This is a genomic window from Paraburkholderia sp., from assembly GCF_035948235.1.
Lineage (GTDB): Bacteria > Pseudomonadota > Gammaproteobacteria > Burkholderiales > Burkholderiaceae > Paraburkholderia.
This window is the reverse complement of the sequence record NZ_DASZJJ010000078.1, coordinates 13,415-33,306: the sequence shown is the minus strand read 5'-3', so window position 1 is coordinate 33,306 and position 19,892 is coordinate 13,415. Positions and strand designations below refer to the sequence as shown.

Genomic DNA, 19,892 nt, shown 5'->3' with positions numbered 1-19,892 from the left:
CAAGACGGTGGCGTTCCAGTGCGGTTTTCATAGCGCCAGTCATATGCGCACGACGTTTTCGCGGCGGCTGAGCGTGACGCCGCAGCAGTATCGCCAGCGTTTTCGCGCAGAGATGCCAATCAGTGAGCCGTATGCAAATATCGCCAACACCGCACTCGCTGCCTGATATTGTCGAGCCCGATCTGGCGGTCCTTTTTTGCGGCATCAATCCAGGCATGCGTGCCGCGGCGACTGGGCAACACTTCGCAGGCAGAGGCAATCGATTCTGGCGTGTGCTCTATCTCGCCGGTTTTACAGATGCAGAATTTCGCCCTGAAGACGGCCATCGATTGCTGCAATCCGGCTATGGTTTAACGACCGCCGTCACGCGTCCTACTGCACGCGCCGACCAATTATCCAAAGCGGAAATTCACGCCGCGAGCGCGCAATTCGAATTGAAAATTCGTCGCTATGCGCCGCGCTACATTGCCTTTCTCGGCAAAATGGCGCTCGCTGAAATGACGCAGACACGCGATATCGCATGGGGACTGCAAAGCGCCGATTTTGCCGGTGCGCGCGCATGGGTTCTGCCCAATCCGAGCGGACTGAATCGTAGCTTCAGTCTTGACGCTCTGGTGGCGGCGTATCGTGAACTTCGCGTGGCCGCCGCGCGTGGCTAGCGCGTGGGCCGTCATTCCTGTGTGCCCTGAAGGTAAGTATTTTTGCGCAGCGTTTCGGTCACGAACTCCACGAACGAGCGGATTTTTCCGCTTCTGCCGCGTCGCTCCATATGCAGCAGACTGACCGGTGTCGACTCCGGCTCATAGTCGCGCAGAATTGGCACGAGATCGCCCGCCGACACTTCAGGCGCGGCCTGATACGAAAGCAGCTGCGTGATTCCCACACCCTGCATCGCCGCTGAGATAGCAGCGGGTGCTAGGTTGACGACCATGCGCGGTGTGACGCGCACCGGCAATCGCGCGGCGTTTTCGTAAAACAGCCATTCGTGCGGCTGGGACACACCGGTAAACGACACGCAATCGTGAGCCAGCAAATCGCGCGGATGCGATGGCTCGCCGTGCTCCTTGAGATACCCGGGAGATGCGAAGGTCTGCCGACGCACGGCGCCCAGTTGAATCGCGAAAGCCGTTGAATCGCCAAGATGGCCAATACGAATCGCCACATCGACACCTTCTTCGAGCAACCGAGTCGGGCGATCGAGATACACGGCGTTCACGCTGACTTCCGGATAACGCAACGCATACGCGTTGACGAGCGGCGCAATAAATCGCTGCCCGAATAACACGGGCGCGGAGATGGTCAGCGTACCGACTGGATTGTCGGGGTCGGCTGCGAGATTCGACTCCATGTCCGTAATGGCGTCGAGCACCTGACGGCAGGTTTCGAGAAACGCCATGCCGGCGTCCGTTGCACGCACCGAGCGCGTCGTACGCGCCAACAGGTGCGCGCCAAGACGCGATTCGAGCGAATTGACGGCGCGCGAGACCGCTGCGGCGGACATATTGAGCTTATCGGCCGCCGCCGTAAAACTGCCTTGATCGATGATGGCGGCGAACACTTCCATCTCACGCAACTTGTCCATGCTGATTCTCCAGGCCGACTCGTTTGCTCACGCGAAATGCGTATCCGACATTCGGCAAACGTGTTGATGAGCTGATTCTATGCATCGCCTGACGCCCCGGAAATACCCTGGCCAGATTCGCGCGCACGATGGCCCAAAAGCCATCCTGCTTGCGCTTCAATAAAACCGCCTCGTCTTCGACAATGAATTCACTGCTTCGATGATCTTCGATTGAGCAGTGATGCTAACCCTACAGGCGAGGTTGATATGTTTTCCGCGATGCTTGAAGTGAATCCCGTTCCTGAACAATTCGATGCGTATCTCAGCATGGCAAAAATGCTGCGGCCCGAACTCGAACAGATCGAAGGCTTTATCGATAACAACCGTTACGCCAGTTTGACGCGCGAAGGCTGGTTGCTTTCACTGTCGAGCTGGCGCGATGAAAAAGCGCTGATCCGCTGGCGCACGACGACGAAGCACCACAAGATCCAGCAGGCGGCGCGCGATCGTGTGTTCGCCGATTATCGGCTGCGTATTGGCCAGACCACTGCGGATACGCATCTGCGGCAAGGCGAGGCGCTCACCGAACAGCGGCTCGACGTGACTGAAGCCGGCGCAGGCAAAGCGGTGACCTTGCTCGATGCGTCGCGCGACGCCGCATGGGTCAGGCAGGCGGGCGCGGATGCCGTGCGCGAATCGCTCGGCTTGTCGCTCGACGCCGAAGGTCTGGTCGCGTGGGACGCGTTCGACGCCTTGATGACGCCCGGCGACGTGATCGTGGTCGCGACGTGGCGCGATATGGAAGCGGCCCAGGCGTTCGAGCGCCAGAGCACGCTCGCGCAGGGTGCGCGTTTGCGGCAGATCCGCATCATCCGCGAATACGGCATGTTCGATCGCCGCGAAGCGCCCCAGTATTTCGAACCAGCGCAGCGCTGATTGCCATGAACATCATGAGCACCGTTCAAACCCCGGCAAGGCCGACTTCAGGGACTCAGCCCGCCGCCACGCCGACACCCTTTAACGCACGCGTTGCCGTGGGTCTGGTCGGCATGCTGCTGGCTTCGCTGCTGGCGATCCTCAACGAACAGGTCACGGCCGCCGCGCTGGCCGATATCCAGGGAGCGTTCTCGATTGGCCACGACGACGGCACCTGGCTCACCGCGCTGTTCGAGGCAGGCAACGTCGCCATGATGGTATTCGCGCCGTGGCTGGGCGTGACCTTCACGCTCAAGCGCTTCACGATCGCAGCGGTGCTGGCCACTATGGCGTTTGGCGTGTTGTGTCCGTTCGCGCCAGATCTGGCCGCGCTCTATGTTCTGCGCGTGCTGCAGGGCATCGCAGGCGGATGCCTGCCGCCGATGCTGATTATCGTTGCGCTGCGTTATCTGCCGCCGAAGATCAAGCTGTATGGGCTGGCGGGCTATGCGCTCACCGCAACCTTTGGCCCGGCGCTTGGCACGCCGTTGGCCGCGCTGTGGACGGAATACGTGAGCTGGCGTATGGCGTTCTGGCAGATCGTGCCGCTGGGCGTGCTGTGCTGCGTCGCGATCCAGTTTGGCCTGCCCGCCGATCCCCTCAAGCTCGACCGTCTGCGCGCTTTCAACTGGAGCGGCTTCGCCACGGGATTTCCGGCGATAGCGATGATCGTGACCGGTCTTTTGCAGGGCGACCGGCTTGACTGGCTTGAATCCGGTTTTATTCGCGTGATGTTGGGCGGCGGCGCGTTGTTGCTCGTGCTTTTTCTCGTCAACGAGTGGTATCAGCCGGTGCCGTTTTTCAAGCTGCAATTGCTCAAGCGCCGCAATTTCACACACGGGCTTACAACGCTGCTGGGCACCGTGATTCTGCTGGTCGGCACTGCGGCCATACCGGGCCAGTATCTCGCGAAAGTGCAAGGCTATCGGCCCTTGCAGACCGCGCCGCTAGCCTTGTTGCTCGCGAGTGGCTTGCTGATCGCGCTGCCTTTGACGGGTGCATTGCTGAACCTTCGGCGTGTGGATTCGCGTTGGGTCATGGCAACCGGCCTGTCGTTGATGATCGCGACCTGTGCAATGGGCAGCTTCATGACGTCCGACTGGATCCGCAGCAACTTTTATCTACTGCAGTCGATGCAGATCGTGGCGCAGCCGATGGTGATCATGTCGATCCTGATGGGCGTCACCACGGGTTTGCCGCCCACCGAAGGACCGTTCGCTTCGGCGATGTTCAACACGTTCAAGACGTTCTCCGCTGCGATCGCAACAGGCTTGATCGAAGGGCTGGGCACGGCGCGCGAGCATTTCCATTCGAGCATGCTGGTCGATGAACTGGGCAACCGGTCGTGGACCGGCACTCAGAGCGGGGACGCGCCTGCTCGCGCAGCGGAACTCGCGCATCGAATCCATGAACAGGCCGTCGTGCTGACATCGGCGGATCTTTATTGCGTGCTGGCGTGTATTGCCGCCGCGTTGCTCTTGCTGGTTCCCGTGCTGCCGGTGCGAATCTATCCGCCGTGGAGCACGACGCCGACTTCTTCGAAATAAAGGACGAATGCCATGTCTACGACAACCTTCCCTCGCCTGAAAGTCATTCGGACTGCTGCGTTTATTGCCGTGGCCGGTGTGGCGGCATGGGCCTGCACGACGTTGGTTGGCGGCTCTAACACGGAATCCACCAATGACGCCTATGTGACGGCCGATTTCACGCTGGTCGCGCCGCGCGTGGCCGGCCAGATCACGGAAGTACGGGTGACCGACAATCAATCGGTGAGCGCGGGCCAACTGCTTGTGCGTATCGACGACCGCGACTATCGCGCCGCGTTGAAGAGCGCACAGGCGGACGTGGTGGCGGCGCAGGCGTCGGTGGCCAATTTCGACGCGGAAATCGCGCGTCAGCCCTCGCTGGTCGAACAGGCTCGCGCAACCCTGCGCGCCGACGATGCCGCGATTGGCTTCGCACGCGCCAATGCCGCGCGCTATCAGAACCTGTCCGATGCGGGCGCGGGCTCGGCGCAGGAGCAGCAGCAGGCTTCCAGCACGCTTGCGGGGCAACTTGCGCAGCAGGCGCACGATCAGGCCGCGCTGTCGGCGACCGAGCAGAACCTGGACGTGCTCCATACCCAGCGCGACAAGGCCGCAGGCGCACTGGAACGCGCCGGGGCGGCGCTCGATCAGGCGCAGCTCAATCTCTCCTATACGGAGATTCGCGCGCCTGTTGCGGGCAAGATTGGCCGGCGCTCGGCGCGCGTGGGCGCGTTCGTGACACCCGGTGCCCCGGTGCTGGCTATCGTGCCGCTTTCGGACGCCTATGTAGTCGCGAATTTCCAGGAGAACCAGATCACCAGAATGCGCCCCGGCGAAAGCGTGCGCGTGAAGGTGGACAGTCTCCCGGGCGTGGTGATCAGCGGCCATATCGATAGCCTCGCCCCCGCGACCGGTCTGAGCTTCGCGCCCATTGCGCCCGACAACGCCACGGGCAATTTCACCAAGGTCGTGCAGCGTGTGCCGGTGAAGATCACGATCGACCACGCTCAGGAGGCTGCATCGGCGTTGAGCGTGGGCCTCTCCGTCGAAGCGGAAGTGGCGGTGGGGCGGGGCGCGCAATCGTCTGAACAGGGAGAGGCAAAATGAACGCGAAGGATACTTCCATTGGCGCCATTATCCTGACGGTCCTGGCGAGCCTTGTGATGGCCGGCTGCACGGTCGGGCCCAATTTCGAACGGCCACAAACATCCACGCCCGAGGTCTTCGAGCGTACCCAGCAGGCGCAAGCCGCAAGCAAGCCCGTTGAAGCACCGTTCGGTACGGACTGGTGGGCGCTGTTCAATGACCCGGTGCTCAACGGTCTGGAACAGCGGCTTGCGGATGCGAATCTCGATGTGGCGGCGGCGTCGGCGCGTTTGCAGCAAAGCCGCGCGCAACGCCGCGTGGTGGGTGCGGCGCAGATGCCGACGCTCGATGGTGCGGCATCGTATAACCGCGAGCGCGGCAGTGAAAACGGCGTGCTCTCGCTGCTTGGCGTGACGCCCACGCAAAGCCAGCCGCAATCGGCGTCGGGAAGCGCGCCGCTCGGTGTCGCCGGAATGCCCGGCTCGAAGGGCTCGCCCGCCTACAACCTCTATCAGGCCGGTTTCGACGCCTCGTGGGAGCTTGATATCTGGGGGCGCGTGCGGCGCAGCGTGGAAGCAGCAACCGCCATGTCCGACGCGTCCTATGAGGACCGTAACGCCGTGTTGTTAAGCGCGCGCGCCGAACTTGCGCGCGATTATATCGAGTTGCGCGACACCCAGGCACTCCTGAAGATCGCGCATGAAAACCTCGACATTGCGAATAACGCCTTGAAGCTCACTCAGGTGCGCGCGCACGAAGGCGCGACGACCAATCTCGATGTCGCGAATGCATCGGCGCAGGCGGAAAATATCGAAAGCCTGATTCCCACGCTGGAAGCGCATTGTGAAACCTCGATCAACGCCATCGGCGTGTTACTGGGCGAAGAGCCGGGCGCATTGCGCCAGACGCTGGCGGACCCGCGCGAAGTGCCCGCGCTGCCCGCGCAGATTCCCATCGGCTTTCCGTCCGAACTCGTGCAGCGCCGGCCCGATATCCGCAAAGCCGAAGCGCAGTTGCATGCGGCCACGGCGTCGATCGGCATCGCGAAGGCGGACTTTTATCCGCGCATTTCGCTCAACGGTAGCGCGGGATTTCAAAGCCTTCAGCTTTCCAGCCTTGCGAGCTGGGCGTCCGGGCAATTTGTCGTTGGACCGTCGATCACCATGCCGATCTTCGAAGGTGGTCGCCTGAAGGGCACGCTGCAGTTACGCGAGGCGCAGCAGCAGGAAGCGGCGATCGACTATAAACACACCGTCTTGCAGGCGTGGCGCGAAGTGGACGATGCACTGGTGACCTATGACGCCGAGCAACGCCGTCGCGACCGCCTTGCAGAAGCCGTGAGCATGAATGAGCGTGCGCTGGCGATTGCACAGCAACGCTATAAGGCAGGCGCGCTCGATTATCTCGACGTGCTCAATGTGCAGAAACAGTTGCTCGATGCGCAAAGCAATCTGGAGCAAAGCCGCATGGCGGCGGCGACGAATCTCGTGACGCTGTGTAAAGCCCTGGGCGGAGGATGGGAATCGACTTACGGCGGACAATATGCGGCACATTAATGCGCGCGCCGCCGGGCCAATGCTTCACGAAATTTTCTGGACCCAGCGGCTGCGCCAGGCCGGCGCCTCGAAAGGCTCGGAAAAATACTGGGTTTCGTGGACGACCTTGCCCTCGCGAAATTCCATGATGCTGACGGTGAAGGCGATGCGGTCGTCGTACTTGATCGTGTATTCGGTGATCCATACATCGCCGGCGCCTTGTATTCGCCTGACGTCAAAGCCCGAGGGCCGGGCGGGATGCGCGCTACGCAGGGCCTGCAGATTCGCGCGGCCGAGGATTCGTTCGCCGGATTGAGGATAGTCGCAGATGGCGTCGTCGGCGTAGATGCGGTGTTCCGCTTCCAGATCGCCGGCCGCCGATGCCTGCCAGTGCGCATCCAGCGCTTCACGTATGGCCTGATCGTGCATGGTAGGTCTCCGCCTGCAGGCGCGCGCTTGAATGTCATTCGGCCCTTGAAATCAAGGGCTTTCGCGCGATGCCAGAGCAGTGTAGCAAACGTCATGGCGAGGCGTTGTTCAGGCGCCGCACACCATGATTCTGGAGTGATCGACATGAAGTGTCGTGTTAGAACGGGGGCGCAATGAGCACGCTCGATTCGCCCTCCGCCAATGCCGCTGTGTCCAGCTACGCCGAGCGCAATGCGCCTTATTGGCGTCGCAACCTGGTGGTCTGTGTGTTCGGCTCGTTCACGACGCTGGTGAGCCTGAGCATGCTGTTGCCGTTCTTGCCGCTATACGTGCGCCAGCTTGGCGTGAGTTCGCCGTCGGCCGTGATCCAATGGTCGGGCGTGGCCTTCAGCGCCACGTTTCTCAGCACGGCCGTGACCGCGCCGATCTGGGGGCGCCTGGCCGACCGCTTCGGCCGCAAGCCCATGCTCGTGCGCGCGGCAATAGGCATGGCGATCGTCATGTCGCTGATCGGCGTCGCTCATAACGTCTACGAACTGGTCGCGTTGCGGCTTGTTGCGGGGCTGGTGGGTGGTTACGCATCGGCCTCGACGGTGATGGTCGGCACGCAGGCGCCGCGCGAGCGCGCGGGCTGGGCGCTTGGCATTCTGTCGACGGGTGCGCTTGCAGGCAATCTGGTCGGGCCGCTGGTGGGCGGCTTTTTACCGGGCTGGATCGGCATTCGCGGGACATTCTTTGTGGGCGGCGCGATGATCGCCGTGGCGGCGCTCTGCACGATCTTCATCGTCAAGGAGGATTTCAACGCACAGCGCGATGCGAAGCGCCGCACGCAGCACACATCGTCAGCGCCGGCGCGGCGTGCGAACGCGGGCGTGGTCGCGGCGCTGCTCGTCACGGCAATGATGGTGCTGCTCGCCAATATGTCGATCGAGCCGATCATCACGGTCTATATTTCGAGCCTGCAGGTGGACGCCGCGCATCTGGCGCGCGTGGCGGGCGCGGTCATGGCGTGTTCGGCGCTGGGCAGCATGTTGACCGCGGCGCGCCTGGGCGCTCTGGCCGATCGCATCGGCAGTTGGCGCGTCATCATCGGCTGTCTGCTGCTCACCGGCCTCGCGATGATCCCGCAGGCTTTCGTTACGCACTGGTGGCAACTTGCGGGCTTGCGTGTGGTGATGGGCATGACGCTCGCCGGGCTGTTGCCTTCAATTGGCAAGCTCGCGCGTCATTCGGTGGATGAATCGTCGACGGGGCGCCTGCTCGGCTGGCTGCAATCGGCGCAATTCAGCGGGCAGGTGATTGGACCGGTGATTGGCGGCCTGATCGGCGTGCATCTGGGCTTGCATGCCGTGTTCTTTGCCACCGGCGCATTACTGGTGTCGTGCGCAGGCCTCGCGCAATGGGCGAGAAAGCAGGAATGCTAAATATCGACGAAGGAAAATCCAGCAAAAAAGGCTCTGCCTCAATTGGCAGAGCCTTTGTGCGTATTGGGCCGCGCGATCAATGCCCGGCGCTCTGACCTCCGTCCACATGCAGGATTTCGCCGGTCACGAATGAGGCGGAATCCAGATAAAGAATCGCATCGACGATATCGCTCATTTCGCCCATGTGTCCCATTGGATGCAGGGCGCCCAGTGCGGCGTGCGTTTCAGGCGCGTGCATCGGCGACTTGATGACGCCCGGGGATACCGCATTGGCGCGAATGCCCGCCGCCGCGAATTCGATGGCAAGCGACTTCGTCGCTGCGTTCAATCCGCCCTTCGTCAACGAAGCCAGCACCGATGGCACGTTATGGTTGGCCTGATCGACAAGGCTCGTCGTGATGCTGACGATGTGCCCGCTACCCTGGTTTTGCATTTGTTTGACGGCCAGTTGCGTGATGTAGAAGAAACCGTTGAGATTGACGTTGCTGATCGCCGCGTAATCTTCTTGTGTGTATTGTGTGAACGGCTTCGCGATAAAGATGCCCGCGTTGTTGACCAGCGTATCGACGCGGCCAAAGCGTTCGATGGCGGTTTCGACTACGCGGCGTGCGGTGTCGGCGTCGCCGATATCGCCGGCCACGGTGACGAGATTCGCGTCGCTGGAAGGCGCGATCGTGCGCGACGTGGCGACCACGCGATGGCCGAGCGCGAGGAACGCCTTGACGGTTTCTGCGCCGATGCCTTGCGATGCGCCGGTGACGATAATGACTTTCGGTGTGCTCATGATAGGTCTCGCTGGGAGTGGGTTTCCGGTCTGCTTTCCAGAAGGTTTCCGGTCGAATCTGGATGACCCGATGCAGCCAGACTGTAGGCGCATCGGCTCTGGATTCGAACACCCGCCATGGAGCAAGAGTTTTGCGCCGCGAGAACAAATGTGTGCCGGGAGCACGAAGGCGATCGCTGGCGTGTCCGGAAACCTCGTGCATCTGACATTGAAGAGGTCTGGTATCCGGCTAAGAATGGGACTTTTCGAGGAGTGTTGACGACCATGCCCTATCTGCAACTGGACGTAAATGGCCACTATTCAGTAGACGACAAGCGGCGCCTGGCACAGAGGATGAGCGAGACCTACGCGGAGATGATGTCGGTAGACATCCGGCGTATCAGTGTCGCGATTCGAGAACTGGGCGAGGGAGGTGTCTGGCGGATTGTCGAATCCGGCGAAGCGCCCACCCCGGTCGCAGTGATGATGCTGGACATCAGAAAAGGCCGCGCGCCCGAGCATCGGATGGAAGTGGCTAAAGCGCTGTGCGCGCATTGCGTCGAGATTCTCGGCCTGCGTGAAGACCGGCTCAATGTCGAATTCACCCAGCATTCCGGGGATGAAATGTATCACCCGGCGCTGGGCGGTTTCAGCCCGGAATGGACGCCGGGCGAGCGATAACAGGCGCCCGCGCTTTAAAGCGCAAGCGGCGTGACACCCGACGCCCGCTGAATGGTTTGCGGCGGCTGGCCAAACGCACGCAGGAACGCCTGACGCATGCGTTCCCGGTCACCAAAACCGGTCTCTCTCGCGACGATCTCGATCGGATGGCGAGTCGTTTCCATCATCAGGCGAGCGGCTTCAACGCGAAGCCGCTCGACCGCCTTGGCGGGCGACTGGCCCGTTTCTTCGCGAAACACGCGGCTGAACTGGCGCGGACTCAGACGCGCCGCTTCGGCCAGTCGCTCGACCGACAAATCGCTCGCCAGGTTTTCACTGGCGAAGGTGAGCGCCATCTGGACGCGATCCGAGCGTGCGCCCATTTCGAGCAACGCCGAAAACTGCGACTGGCCGCCCCCTCTACGCTGATAAAGCACGAGTTTGCGCGCCACCATGCGCGAGGTGTCCAGCCCCAGGTCGTTTTCGACGATCGCAAGGGCAAGGTCTACGCCGGCGCTCATTCCGGCCGACGTCCAGATCTGTCCATCGACAACGAAGATACGGTCTTCTTCGAGTTGAATGCCCGGATATTGCTTCGCGAAATCACGCGCGTGGTACCAGTGCGTGGTTGCCCGCTTTCCTTCCAGCAAGCCTGCGGCGGCCAGAACAAACGCCCCCGTGCAGATCGACGCCACGCGCCGTGAGCGTAGCGGTGCGTTGCGAACGTAGTCCACCAGGGCCGCCGACGGCAGACGGCATTCGTTATCGCCCGCGACGATGAGCGTGTCGTAGCCTTCCTCCGCTAGCGGTTCGCTATGAACGGAAAACCCTTGAGACGAAGCAACGGGCCCGCCGTGCTCGGACACGATACGGAACTGATAGGCCGCGTCGCCGTGGAGCAGATTCGCGTATTCGAAGACGCTTGCCACCGCGAGCGCGAGCGACTGGAAGTTGGGATAGACGACGAGTCCGACGGTATGCATGATGCCCCCGAAAACCATGACCTGATTCATTGAAGGTAGCACAAAGGAGACAGTATTGCGGGCCATTCGATGGCGCAAATCATTGTATATATGACATTGAGGTCGTGACTGTCGGCAGTCAGAATGGGCTCCATGAACCGACACCCCTGTGGGTTCAATCCAAGCAAAGGACAGGAAATGACTGCTTCGACCAAAGGTTTCGCGCTGATCACCGGTGCATCGGCTGGCATTGGCGCCATCTATGCTGACCGTCTCGCGAAGCGCGGCTACGACCTCATTCTGGTGGCGCGCAACCAGGCGCGCTTGAATGCACTCGCGGATCGCCTCACGAATGAGACGGGGCGCTCCATCGAAACCATTGCCGCCGATCTCAACGACAAGGCGGCGCTTGCAAAGATCGAAAGCCTGCTGCGCGACGACCCGCGCATCACGATGCTGGTGAACAACGCGGGCGTCGGCTCCGTGGCATCGATTCTCGACGGTCAGGTCGACTCCATGGAAGCGATGATCGACCTGAACATCACGGCGCTCACGCGCCTGACCTACGCAGTCGCGCCTGCGTTCGTCGCCAGGGGCGCGGGGACCATCGTCAACATCAGTTCGGTGGTCGGCATTGCGGTCGAACTGCTGAACGGTGTGTACAGCGCCTCGAAATCGTATGTGCTGAGCTTCGGCCACGCGCTCCAACGCGACCTCGCAGGCAAGGGCGTGCGCGTGCAGACCGTGCTGCCGGCCGCGACGGCGACCGAATTCTGGGACGTGGCGGGTTACGCGAAGCAGAAGGAGGCGGCGAGCACCATGACGGCAGACGATCTGGTGGATGCCGCGCTTGTCGGGCTCGATCAGGGCGAACTCGTCACCATTCCGACACTGCACGATGGCGGCGACTGGACGCAGTGGGAAGCGCAGCGGCGCGCGCTGGCTCCCAGCTTCGCGAACGCCAAGGCCGCGCCGCGCTACGCGCAGAGCGGCAGCATCGTCGAGTGACGTCTTCGTAGCATCGATCGGAGCCGGAAAGAAAAAAGCGGGATCGCAATGATCCCGCTTTTTCAATCATTCGCGCGACGATGAGTAAGTCGGTGTGTCGTAGCGTGCCGATGGCGGCACACGACCGGACTTGCCGCAACCGGCTTTGAGGAAGAAGGTGGCAGGGGAAGAAGGATTCGAACCTTCGAATGCCGGAATCAAAATCCGGTGCCTTAGGCCAGCTTGGCGACTCCCCTACGTAGGGGCGAGATCATATCAAAGGATCGGCAACTCGCAAAGTCGGCGCGATGAGATTCAGCGTTTTGACTTCATCCAGGCGCAGTTCTCCCGCCCATCGATCCCTCAAATCCCCAGCCCGCTGCGTTGCACAAAAATTGACTTTAAATGCGATACGGGCTTTCCCGTATGCAAAAAAGTATCAGTTGGGCGTCTTATTTTCAGTAGCCGATCCGCATCGGGACAGGTAATTTTCAGACATGGCGGGCGCTCATCGAATCCACGAGCCCAACAACAAAGAACGGACCGCCGCAGGAGGAAGACACATGCTATCCACGCAGGACGCGATGACACACCGGGATGCCGGCCATGCCCGGCTGGACCAGCCCGATCTCGAACTGGTCGCAGTGCCGGTTGCCGAATCGTTCAAGGTCTGGGCGCATGGCTATCCCTATCGCACGGTGCGCTGGCATTTTCACCCTGAGTACGAGATTCACCTCATCACGGCCACCACGGGCAAATACTTCGTGGGCGACCATATCGGCAACTTCGTGCCGGGCAATCTGGTGATGGTTGGGCCGAACCTGCCGCATAACTGGGTGAGCAGCGTGCCGCAGGGCGAACGCGTCGACGAGCGTTGTCTCGTGCTGCAGTTCGATGCCGCATTCGTGGCGCGCACGATCGAGGCGTTTCCGGAGTTCCGGCGCGTGGAATCGCTGCTGGATGCGTCGCGCGGCGGCCTGCTGTTCCCGGCGGAAACCGGCACGGCCGTGGAGCCGATCCTGCGCGAGATGGTGAGCGCGCAAGGGTTGCGTCGCGTCATGCTGTTCATCGCGCTGTTCGATCAACTGCTGCGCAGCGCCGAGCCGCAAAAACTCGCAAGCGCCGCCTATCGCGCCGACCCCACGCGCTACGCCGGTTCGCGCATCAATCATGTGCTGACCTTCATCGGTAAGAATCTCTCGCACGAACTGCGCGAAACGGATCTGGCCGCGCTCGCGGGGCAAAGCGTCAGCGCTTTTTCGCGGTATTTCCGCCGGCATACGGGCGTGCCTTTCGTGCAGTACGTGAACCAGTTGCGCATCGATCTTGCGTGCCAGCTGTTGCTGTCCGAGGAGTTGAGCATCACCGATATCTGTTATCAGGTCGGTTTCAATAATCTGTCGAATTTCAACCGGCAGTTCCTGCAGATCAAGTCGATGTCGCCTTCGCGGTGGCGTTCGTGGCAGCGCCTCAATGCCGCCAGCGCAGCCGGTTCGGTAGACCGGACGCACGTGCTGGCCTAGCGCGCCCATCGCAGGTCCTATCTAACGTCGCGCGGGGCAAGCCTGCTTCGCGTGGGAGAGCTTTACCTGTTGTCCACCGGTGGCATGCGCTGCACCGGCATTTTTCTAACAATGGAGACAAGCAATGACCAGACTCTCGACCCATCTGATCGGCGCGACCCTGCTGGGTCTGACGCTGACCGGCGCAAGCGCCTCATTCGCCGCGCCCAGCGGCACGGTGGCGTTCCTGATGCCCGACCACGCCTCGACACGCTACGAGCAGCATGACTTCCCCGGCTTCAAGGCGGAAATGGCCAAACTCTGCGCGGGTTGCAAGGTGCTGTACCAGAACGCCAATGCCGATGCCTCGACCCAGCAGCAACAGTTCAATTCGGTGATTGCGCAGGGCGCGAAAGTGATCGTGCTCGATCCGGTGGATTCGACCGCGGCGGCCTCGCTCGTTCATATGGCGCAAAGCCAGGGTATCAAGGTCATCGCCTACGATCGCCCGGTGCCATCGACGCCGGCTGACTATTACGTCTCGTTCGACAACGAGGAGATCGGCAAGTCGATTGCGCAATCGCTCGTGCAGCGCCTGAAAGAGGCGAACGTGGCGACGGGCAAGGGCGGCGTACTGGAAGTCAACGGGTCGCCTACCGATGCGGCGGCCGGCCTCATCAAGAAGGGCATTCACGAAGGCCTGGAAGGCAGCGGCTACAAGACGCTGTCCGAATACGACACGCCCGAGTGGGCGCCGCCCAAGGCGCAGCAATGGGTGAGCGGGCAGATCACGCGCTTCGGCTCGCAGATTGTGGGTGTGGTCGCGGCCAACGACGGCACTGCCGGCGGCACCATCGCCGCCTTCAAGGCAGCGGGCGTGAATCCGGTGCCGCCCGTGACCGGCAACGACGCGACGCTGGCGGGCCTGCAGCTCATCGTGGCGGGCGACCAGTACAACACCATCCTCAAGCCGAGCGAGATCGTCGCGGGCGCGGCGGCCAAGGTTGCCGTGGGCTTCCTGTCGGGCGAAAAGCCCAAGGGCGAGACGACGCTCTTCAACACGCCGTCGCAGCTTTTCAAGCCGGCTGTCATCACCGCGAAGAACATCAAGGCCGAAGTGCTCGACAAGGGCTTCATCAGCGCCAAGGATCTGTGCACCGGGCGCTATGCGGACGGCTGCAAGAAGCTCGGTATCGCGGATTGAGCGGGTTGTGCGGACTGAGCAGAAGATTGATCAGGTATGCAGAACGATGGGGCGCGGCATCGGCCGCTCCCCGTTTCACAGAAAGCAGGTATTTTCATGACTGAGCCCATGATTGAGAACTCCCCGACTCGCGCGGCGCAGGGCGAACTCGTGCTGAGTCTGCGCGGCATCTCGAAGCACTTCGGCGCGGTTTCCGCGCTCACGGATATCGAGCTCGACGTCCACGCCGGCGAAGTGGTGGCCCTGGTGGGCGACAACGGCGCCGGCAAGTCGACGCTCGTAAAAGTGCTGGCAGGCGTGCATCAGCCGAGCGCGGGCACGATCACGTTTCGCGGCCAGCCGGTCACGCTGACCGATCCGGCCACGGCGCTCGACCTGGGCATCGCCACGGTGTTTCAGGATCTCGCGCTGTGCGAGAACCTCGATGTGGTGGCCAACATCTTTCTTGGCCGCGAATTGAGTCCGATGCGGCTCGACGAAGTCCAGATGGAAGTGCGCGCCTGGACCCTGCTCAATGAACTATCGGCGCGCATTCCCGATGTGCGCGACGTGGTCGCGTCTCTCTCCGGCGGGCAGCGCCAGACGGTCGCGATTGCGCGCTCGCTATTGCTGGACCCGAAGCTGATCATGCTTGACGAACCGACGGCCGCGCTTGGCGTGGCCCAGACGGCCGAGGTGCTGAACCTGATCGAGCGCGTGCGCGAGCGCGGCCATGCGGTGATCATGATCAGCCACAACATGGAGGACGTGCGCGCCGTGGCGGATCGCATCGTCGTGTTGCGCCTCGGACGCAACAACGGCGTTTTCTATCCCGACTCCTCCAATGCGGAACTGGTCGCGGCCATCACGGGCGCCACCGAAAACGCCGTATCGCGCCGCGCCGGACGGCGCGCCGCACAGCAGGACGCGCAATGAAAGGAACCATCATGAGCAAGGAAACGCAGGGCGTCACGCCGCCCCCGCTGCTCGACCGCAGCGATGTGCGCGTCAAACATGCGAGCGGCGTCGGCGAAAGCCTGTCCGCTTTTGTCGACCGGATCCGCTCGGGCGACCTTGGGTCGCTGCCGGTCATCGTCGGCCTCATCATCATCTGGACGGTGTTCACGAGCCTGAACCCGGTCTTTCTGTCCGCCGACAACCTCGTGAACCTGCTGTTCGACTGCTCGACGGTCGGGGTGATTTCGCTTGGCATTGTCTGCGTGCTGCTGGTGGGCGAAATCGATCTGTCGGTCGGGTCGATGAGCGGGTTTGCTTCAGCGCTGCTGGGGCTGCTGTGGGTCAACGAGGGCTGGCCGGTGCTGCTGGCCATTGGCGCGGCGATCCTCGTGGGCGGGGCGATCGGCGCGCTCTATGCGCTGCTTCTGAATCGCCTGGGCATGCCCAGCTTCGTGTCGACGCTCGCCGGACTGCTGGCGATTCTCGGCATGCAGCTCTATGTGCTGGGCTCCGATGGCTCGATCAATCTGCCGTATGGATCGGCGATGGTGAATTTCGGACAGCTGATGATTATTCCCGCCGTCGTTTCGCATGCGCTGGCCTTGTTGCCGGGGCTGGCGATGGTGGTGCTCGGTCTGCGCACGCGCGAACGCCGTCGCGCGGCGCGTCTTTCTGCGCCGTCGGTGAGCGGTCTGCTGGCGCGCGCGGGGCTTATTACGCTGGTGCTCGAACTGGTGGTGGCCTATCTCGACCGGGGGCGCGGCGTACCGCTGATGTTCGGCGTGTTCCTGGGCCTGACGGTGGCGATGAACTACGCGCTCACGCGCACGCGCTGGGGGCGCTCGATGAACGCCGTGGGGGGAAACCGCGAAGCCGCGCGGCGTGCCGGTATCAACGTGCGGCGCATCTATACGAGCGCCTTCATGCTGTGCGCGGCGCTGGCGGCGCTGGGCGGCGTGCTCACGGCGGCGCGCCTGGCTTCCGCGAGCCAGCAGGCCGGCACCGGCGACGTCAATCTCAACGCCATCGCGGCGGCTGTGATCGGCGGCACCAGCCTGTTTGGCGGACGTGGCAGCGCCTGGTCGGCGGTGCTCGGGATCATCGTGATCCAGTCGATCGCCAGCGGACTCACGTTGCTGAACCTGTCTTCGTCGCTGCGTTTCATGATCACCGGCGCGGTGCTGGCCATCGCCGTGATCGTCGATTCGCTGGCGCGCCGCTCGCGTGTCACGCACGGCCGCGCGTAATTCAATTGATCCTGGAGAGTCGTTCATGTCTGAATCCATGCAGGGGAAGGTGGCCGCCATCACGGGCGCGGCGTCCGGTATCGGTTTCGAATGCGCGCGGGCGCTGGTCGAACAGGGCGCGAGAGTGGTGCTGATCGACCGCGCGAAGGAGCGTCTGGAGGCGTGCTGCGCGGAACTGGGGCCGAACGCGCTGCCCCTGCAGGTGGATCTGCTACAGGGCGACGAGGTATCGGCCATGTTGCCGAAGATCCTTCAGTTGGCCGGCGGCCTCGACATTTTTCATGCGAACGCTGGCGCCTATATTGGCGGCGAGGTGACGACCGGCAATCCCGACGAATGGGACCGCATGCTGAACCTGAATATCAACGCGGCGTTTCGCAGCGTTCACGCGGTGCTTCCGCATATGGTCGCCCAGCGCTCTGGCGATATCCTGTTCACCAGCTCGATTGCGGGCATCGTGCCGGTGGTGTGGGAGCCGATCTATACGGCGTCAAAGTTCGCCGTGCAGGCCTTTGTGCATACCACGCGCCGCCAGGTGGCCAAACATGGCGTGCGGGTGGGGGCGGTCCTGCCCGGCCCGGTCGTCACGGCACTGCTCGACGACTGGCCGAAGGCCAAGATGGAAGAGGCGCTGGCCTCCGGCAGTCTGATGCAGCCGAAGGAGGTCGCCGATGCAGTGGTCTTTATGCTGACCCGCCCACGCAACGTGACCATTCGCGATCTCGTGATCCTGCCCAACAGCGTGGATCTCTGAACGGCGTCGCTCACTTCATCGGATAGACACACTGCAATGAGTTCAGAGAATCAGCAGCGCCCGGAACGTCTGGAACGCCTGGAAAGCCGTTACGTGATCGGCGTGGATGTAGGCACGGGTAGCGCGCGCGCCGGCGTTTTCGACGCGAACGGCGTCATGGCGGCGTCGGCGAAGCACGACATCAGCGTGTTTCATTCGAGCGGCTCGATCGTCGAGCAGTCGAGCACGGAAATCTGGCAAGCGGTCTGCCGCGCCGTGCGCGATGCGCTGGCGGCGAGTGCACTCGCGCCGCAGGAGATCGCCGGCATCAGCTTCGATGCGACCTGCTCTCTGGTCGTGCTGGGCGAAGGTGGGCGCCCGCTGCCCGTGGGGCCGACGGAACAGGACGAACGCGACATCGTCGTCTGGATGGATCATCGGGCCGTCGATCAGGCGCAGCGGATCAACGCGACGGGCCACGAGGTGCTGCGTTTCGTCGGCGGCACGATCTCGCCGGAAATGGAGACCCCGAAACTGCTGTGGCTGCTCGAACATCGCCCGCACGTGTTCGAGGCCGCGTGGCAGTTCTTCGACCTGACCGATTTCCTCACCTGGCGCGCGAGCGGCGACCTGGCGCGCTCGACCTGCACGGTCACTTGCAAGTGGACCTATCTTGCGCACGAGCGACGCTGGGACGAGAGCTACTTCCGCGCGGTGGGGCTGGGCGTGCTCGCCGACGAGGGCTTCGCGCGCATCGGGCAGCGCGTGGTCGAACCGGGGACAGCGCTCGGGCACGGATTGACGCCGCAGGCCGCCGCGGAACTCGGACTGATGGCCGGCACGCCCGTGGCCGCGGGCGTGATCGATGCGCATGCGGGCGGTATCGGCACGGTCGGCGCCGAGGGCGCGCCTGAAGCGTGCCTGGCCTACGTGTTCGGCACTTCGTCGTGCACCATGACCACCACGCGCGAGCCGGTCTTCGTACCGGGCGTGTGGGGGCCGTATTTTTCGGCGATGGTGCCGCAAACATGGCTGAACGAAGGGGGGCAGTCGGTTGCGGGGGCAGCGATCGAGCGGCTTATCGGCATGCATCCATTGGCGCGCGAGGCGCAGGAACGCGCGGCGCAGGCTGGCCAGTCGGTGCCTGCCATGCTGGCGGCGCAGGCGGCACAGGCGTGCGAGTCGCTGTCCGATGCGGTGAGGCTCGCGCGCGATCTCCATGTGGTGCCGGAATTCCTTGGCAATCGCGCGCCGTTTGCGGACCCGCACGCCAAGGCCGTTATCGCCGGCCTGGGCATGGAAACGGACATGGAAAGCCTGGTGGCGCTCTATGTGGCGGGGATCTGCAGCATCGGTTACGGTCTGCGCCAGATTATCGAAGTGCAGGCGGCGGCAGGCGCGCCGGTCGGGCGCGTGGTGATCAGCGGCGGTGCGGGGCGTCTGGGACTCGTGCGCCAACTGTTGGCCGATGCCATTGCAAAGCCCGTGCTCGTGACCGAGGCAGAGGAACCCGTGCTGCTGGGCGCCGCGATGCTGGGCGCGGTGGCGGCCGGACTGTACGGCGACCTGCAGGGCGCGATGGCGCATATGTCGCGGATCGACAAAGTCCATCAACCGGCCAGCGGCGAGATTGCCGCGTTGCATGACGCGCGCTACGCGGCTTTCCGGCAGTTGCAGGACGTGGCGAGAGCCCTTCGCCAGTGAGCGTTTCCCGCAGCCACCAGGCAAGTCGGTTGTGTGCGCAACATCCAGTTCTATGTGGATGTTTTGGCTGCAGATCCGATCGCTCCAGACTAGCGGGAGTTTTGTGCGCTGACTGCGGGGTCAGTAGCCTTAGTGACCGTAGTTAGGGTAGCTAACTTTGCTTCTGCCGATTGAATGTCGTCGGGGTAGTTCTGCTTTGACGGCCGATAGTATCCGACCTGCTCCAAACGCGCTTGCTCGTTTTGAACCTGCGCACGAGTAAGCGGACCGCTCGCCGATTGAGCGAACGACAGTGCCGGGCTCAGCAATGCAAGGGTAACCGCCAGCGCTTTAACGATTAATTTCATGATGAATCACTCCGTTAAGTTTCGAAAAAAGGGGCGGATATTCGCTTTTCGCCCGATTCCAGCCCGTCATCAATGCGCGAATGGCCTTCGTCCTTCGCGTAGCGCTTTAAAGCGCGCTTGACCTTGAGATCGGGGATGGAATATACGTATCGCTATTCTGGGCGGTACCGACTGACCACATGCTGACTCAACGATTACAGTTTTGTTATCAAGTGCAGTAACCAGCGTTTATATCGACCCCTATTTACCGTTGTGCTCGTTGATTTTTATACTCAGGTATGAGCCGGTAATCCAAAAGCATCAGCCAGGCC

At 62.6% G+C, this 19,892-nt stretch carries 20 protein-coding genes and 1 tRNA gene; 15 read left to right on the top strand and 6 right to left on the bottom strand.

Annotated features, from left to right (window positions below; all coding sequences use genetic code 11):
- Together VG320_RS05905 and mug are read left to right on the top strand one after the other, a co-directional pair.
- Nucleotides 1–166, top strand: a 166-nt coding sequence (locus VG320_RS05905) for an AraC family transcriptional regulator (protein ID WP_327199206.1), incomplete at its 5' end; no start/stop codon positions are given.
- Entirely contained in the window at nucleotides 132–659 is a 528-nt protein-coding gene (mug, locus tag VG320_RS05900) for a G/U mismatch-specific DNA glycosylase (RefSeq protein WP_327199199.1), read from the top strand. The genes VG320_RS05905 and mug, both read left to right, overlap by 35 nt.
- Nucleotides 660–670: 11 nt before the next feature.
- Here mug and VG320_RS05895 read toward each other — a convergent pair whose 3' ends face one another.
- On the bottom strand, nucleotides 671–1,582 hold the full coding sequence (locus tag VG320_RS05895) for a LysR family transcriptional regulator (protein ID WP_327199198.1): 912 nt from the start codon (nucleotides 1,580–1,582) through the stop codon (nucleotides 671–673).
- A 246-nt stretch (nucleotides 1,583–1,828) separates the two neighbouring features.
- On the opposite strand from VG320_RS05895, the gene VG320_RS05890 reads away from it, so the two are divergent.
- From VG320_RS05890 to VG320_RS05875, 4 genes are read left to right on the top strand one after another with little or no spacing between them, the layout of a single operon-like run.
- On the top strand, nucleotides 1,829–2,497 hold the full coding sequence (locus tag VG320_RS05890) for an antibiotic biosynthesis monooxygenase (RefSeq protein ID WP_327199197.1): 669 nt from the start codon (nucleotides 1,829–1,831) through the stop codon (nucleotides 2,495–2,497).
- Between the two features lie 14 nt (nucleotides 2,498–2,511).
- Nucleotides 2,512–4,083 (top strand): MFS transporter, encoded by a 1,572-nt coding sequence (locus VG320_RS05885; protein WP_414695978.1) that lies wholly within the window; start codon nucleotides 2,512–2,514, stop codon nucleotides 4,081–4,083.
- A 12-nt stretch (nucleotides 4,084–4,095) separates the two neighbouring features.
- On the top strand, nucleotides 4,096–5,169 hold the full coding sequence (locus VG320_RS05880) for an HlyD family secretion protein (protein ID WP_327199196.1): 1,074 nt from the start codon (nucleotides 4,096–4,098) through the stop codon (nucleotides 5,167–5,169).
- Nucleotides 5,166–6,704: an efflux transporter outer membrane subunit gene (locus tag VG320_RS05875; protein WP_327199195.1), complete on the top strand. Its 1,539-nt coding sequence runs from the start codon at nucleotides 5,166–5,168 to the stop codon at nucleotides 6,702–6,704. Before VG320_RS05880 ends, VG320_RS05875 begins: the two co-directional genes overlap by 4 nt.
- Before the next feature lie 24 nt (nucleotides 6,705–6,728).
- On the opposite strand, the gene VG320_RS05870 is transcribed toward VG320_RS05875, so the two are convergent.
- Nucleotides 6,729–7,112, bottom strand: coding sequence for a nuclear transport factor 2 family protein (locus VG320_RS05870; RefSeq protein WP_327199194.1), 384 nt, complete (start codon nucleotides 7,110–7,112; stop codon nucleotides 6,729–6,731).
- Nucleotides 7,113–7,285: 173 nt separating this feature from the next.
- Between VG320_RS05870 and VG320_RS05865 the strand changes: the two genes are divergently transcribed.
- Nucleotides 7,286–8,536 carry an MFS transporter gene (locus VG320_RS05865; protein ID WP_327199193.1) on the top strand — a complete coding sequence of 417 codons (1,251 nt, stop codon included), beginning with the start codon at nucleotides 7,286–7,288 and terminating at the stop codon, nucleotides 8,534–8,536.
- Nucleotides 8,537–8,612: 76 nt separating this feature from the next.
- Here the strand turns inward: VG320_RS05865 and VG320_RS05860 are convergent, their stop codons facing one another.
- The gene (locus VG320_RS05860; protein WP_327199192.1) at nucleotides 8,613–9,320 is read right to left on the bottom strand and encodes an SDR family NAD(P)-dependent oxidoreductase; all 708 of its coding nucleotides are present in this window, start codon (nucleotides 9,318–9,320) and stop codon (nucleotides 8,613–8,615) included.
- Between the two features lie 264 nt (nucleotides 9,321–9,584).
- Here VG320_RS05860 and VG320_RS05855 point away from each other — a divergent pair, with 264 nt between their 5' ends.
- Nucleotides 9,585–9,980 carry a tautomerase gene (locus VG320_RS05855; protein ID WP_327199191.1) on the top strand — a complete coding sequence of 132 codons (396 nt, stop codon included), beginning with the start codon at nucleotides 9,585–9,587 and terminating at the stop codon, nucleotides 9,978–9,980.
- A 14-nt stretch (nucleotides 9,981–9,994) separates the two neighbouring features.
- On the opposite strand, the gene VG320_RS05850 is transcribed toward VG320_RS05855, so the two are convergent.
- Nucleotides 9,995–10,942: a GlxA family transcriptional regulator gene (locus VG320_RS05850; RefSeq protein ID WP_327199204.1), complete on the bottom strand. Its 948-nt coding sequence runs from the start codon at nucleotides 10,940–10,942 to the stop codon at nucleotides 9,995–9,997.
- Nucleotides 10,943–11,119: 177 nt separating this feature from the next.
- Here VG320_RS05850 and VG320_RS05845 point away from each other — a divergent pair, with 177 nt between their 5' ends.
- A complete protein-coding gene (locus tag VG320_RS05845) occupies nucleotides 11,120–11,929 on the top strand; it encodes an SDR family oxidoreductase (RefSeq protein WP_327199190.1) in 810 nt (269 codons plus the stop codon).
- Between the two features lie 158 nt (nucleotides 11,930–12,087).
- On the opposite strand, the gene VG320_RS05840 is transcribed toward VG320_RS05845, so the two are convergent.
- Nucleotides 12,088–12,165, bottom strand: a tRNA-Gln gene (locus tag VG320_RS05840).
- 306 nt (nucleotides 12,166–12,471) lie between these two features.
- Between VG320_RS05840 and VG320_RS05835 the strand changes: the two genes are divergently transcribed.
- The 6 genes from VG320_RS05835 (at nucleotide 12,472) to VG320_RS05810 (ending at nucleotide 19,234) form a co-directional block, all read left to right on the top strand.
- Nucleotides 12,472–13,431, top strand: coding sequence for an AraC family transcriptional regulator (locus tag VG320_RS05835; RefSeq protein WP_327199189.1), 960 nt, complete (start codon nucleotides 12,472–12,474; stop codon nucleotides 13,429–13,431).
- A 124-nt stretch (nucleotides 13,432–13,555) separates the two neighbouring features.
- Entirely contained in the window at nucleotides 13,556–14,614 is a 1,059-nt protein-coding gene (locus VG320_RS05830; protein ID WP_327199188.1) for a sugar ABC transporter substrate-binding protein, read from the top strand.
- A gap of 108 nt (nucleotides 14,615–14,722) precedes the next feature.
- A complete protein-coding gene (locus VG320_RS05825) occupies nucleotides 14,723–15,529 on the top strand; it encodes an ATP-binding cassette domain-containing protein (RefSeq protein WP_327199187.1) in 807 nt (268 codons plus the stop codon).
- A gap of 11 nt (nucleotides 15,530–15,540) precedes the next feature.
- The gene (locus VG320_RS05820; RefSeq protein ID WP_327199186.1) at nucleotides 15,541–16,797 is read left to right on the top strand and encodes a sugar ABC transporter permease; all 1,257 of its coding nucleotides are present in this window, start codon (nucleotides 15,541–15,543) and stop codon (nucleotides 16,795–16,797) included.
- A 25-nt stretch (nucleotides 16,798–16,822) separates the two neighbouring features.
- Entirely contained in the window at nucleotides 16,823–17,551 is a 729-nt protein-coding gene (locus VG320_RS05815) for an SDR family oxidoreductase (RefSeq protein ID WP_327199185.1), read from the top strand.
- A 36-nt stretch (nucleotides 17,552–17,587) separates the two neighbouring features.
- Nucleotides 17,588–19,234, top strand: a complete 1,647-nt coding sequence (locus VG320_RS05810; protein ID WP_327199184.1) for an FGGY-family carbohydrate kinase — start codon at nucleotides 17,588–17,590, stop codon at nucleotides 19,232–19,234.
- An 89-nt stretch (nucleotides 19,235–19,323) separates the two neighbouring features.
- Here VG320_RS05810 and VG320_RS05805 read toward each other — a convergent pair whose 3' ends face one another.
- Nucleotides 19,324–19,581, bottom strand: coding sequence for a DUF4148 domain-containing protein (locus VG320_RS05805; protein WP_327199183.1), 258 nt, complete (start codon nucleotides 19,579–19,581; stop codon nucleotides 19,324–19,326).
- Nucleotides 19,582–19,892: the final 311 nt, after the last annotated feature.

What these genes read in the sequence shown, in the direction of transcription:
- mug (WP_327199199.1), top strand. Translation starts at nt 132, where the DNA reads ATGCAAATATCGCCAACACCGCACTCGCTGCCTGATATTGTCGAGCCC.
- VG320_RS05895 (WP_327199198.1), bottom strand. Translation starts at nt 1,582, where the DNA reads ATGGACAAGTTGCGTGAGATGGAAGTGTTCGCCGCCATCATCGATCAA.
- VG320_RS05890 (WP_327199197.1), top strand. Translation starts at nt 1,829, where the DNA reads ATGTTTTCCGCGATGCTTGAAGTGAATCCCGTTCCTGAACAATTCGAT.
- VG320_RS05885 (WP_414695978.1), top strand. Translation starts at nt 2,512, where the DNA reads ATGAGCACCGTTCAAACCCCGGCAAGGCCGACTTCAGGGACTCAGCCC.
- VG320_RS05880 (WP_327199196.1), top strand. Translation starts at nt 4,096, where the DNA reads ATGTCTACGACAACCTTCCCTCGCCTGAAAGTCATTCGGACTGCTGCG.
- VG320_RS05875 (WP_327199195.1), top strand. Translation starts at nt 5,166, where the DNA reads ATGAACGCGAAGGATACTTCCATTGGCGCCATTATCCTGACGGTCCTG.
- VG320_RS05870 (WP_327199194.1), bottom strand. Translation starts at nt 7,112, where the DNA reads ATGCACGATCAGGCCATACGTGAAGCGCTGGATGCGCACTGGCAGGCA.
- VG320_RS05865 (WP_327199193.1), top strand. Translation starts at nt 7,286, where the DNA reads ATGAGCACGCTCGATTCGCCCTCCGCCAATGCCGCTGTGTCCAGCTAC.
- VG320_RS05860 (WP_327199192.1), bottom strand. Translation starts at nt 9,320, where the DNA reads ATGAGCACACCGAAAGTCATTATCGTCACCGGCGCATCGCAAGGCATC.
- VG320_RS05855 (WP_327199191.1), top strand. Translation starts at nt 9,585, where the DNA reads ATGCCCTATCTGCAACTGGACGTAAATGGCCACTATTCAGTAGACGAC.
- VG320_RS05850 (WP_327199204.1), bottom strand. Translation starts at nt 10,942, where the DNA reads ATGCATACCGTCGGACTCGTCGTCTATCCCAACTTCCAGTCGCTCGCG.
- VG320_RS05845 (WP_327199190.1), top strand. Translation starts at nt 11,120, where the DNA reads ATGACTGCTTCGACCAAAGGTTTCGCGCTGATCACCGGTGCATCGGCT.
- VG320_RS05835 (WP_327199189.1), top strand. Translation starts at nt 12,472, where the DNA reads ATGCTATCCACGCAGGACGCGATGACACACCGGGATGCCGGCCATGCC.
- VG320_RS05830 (WP_327199188.1), top strand. Translation starts at nt 13,556, where the DNA reads ATGACCAGACTCTCGACCCATCTGATCGGCGCGACCCTGCTGGGTCTG.
- VG320_RS05825 (WP_327199187.1), top strand. Translation starts at nt 14,723, where the DNA reads ATGATTGAGAACTCCCCGACTCGCGCGGCGCAGGGCGAACTCGTGCTG.
- VG320_RS05820 (WP_327199186.1), top strand. Translation starts at nt 15,541, where the DNA reads ATGAGCAAGGAAACGCAGGGCGTCACGCCGCCCCCGCTGCTCGACCGC.
- VG320_RS05815 (WP_327199185.1), top strand. Translation starts at nt 16,823, where the DNA reads ATGTCTGAATCCATGCAGGGGAAGGTGGCCGCCATCACGGGCGCGGCG.
- VG320_RS05810 (WP_327199184.1), top strand. Translation starts at nt 17,588, where the DNA reads ATGAGTTCAGAGAATCAGCAGCGCCCGGAACGTCTGGAACGCCTGGAA.
- VG320_RS05805 (WP_327199183.1), bottom strand. Translation starts at nt 19,581, where the DNA reads ATGAAATTAATCGTTAAAGCGCTGGCGGTTACCCTTGCATTGCTGAGC.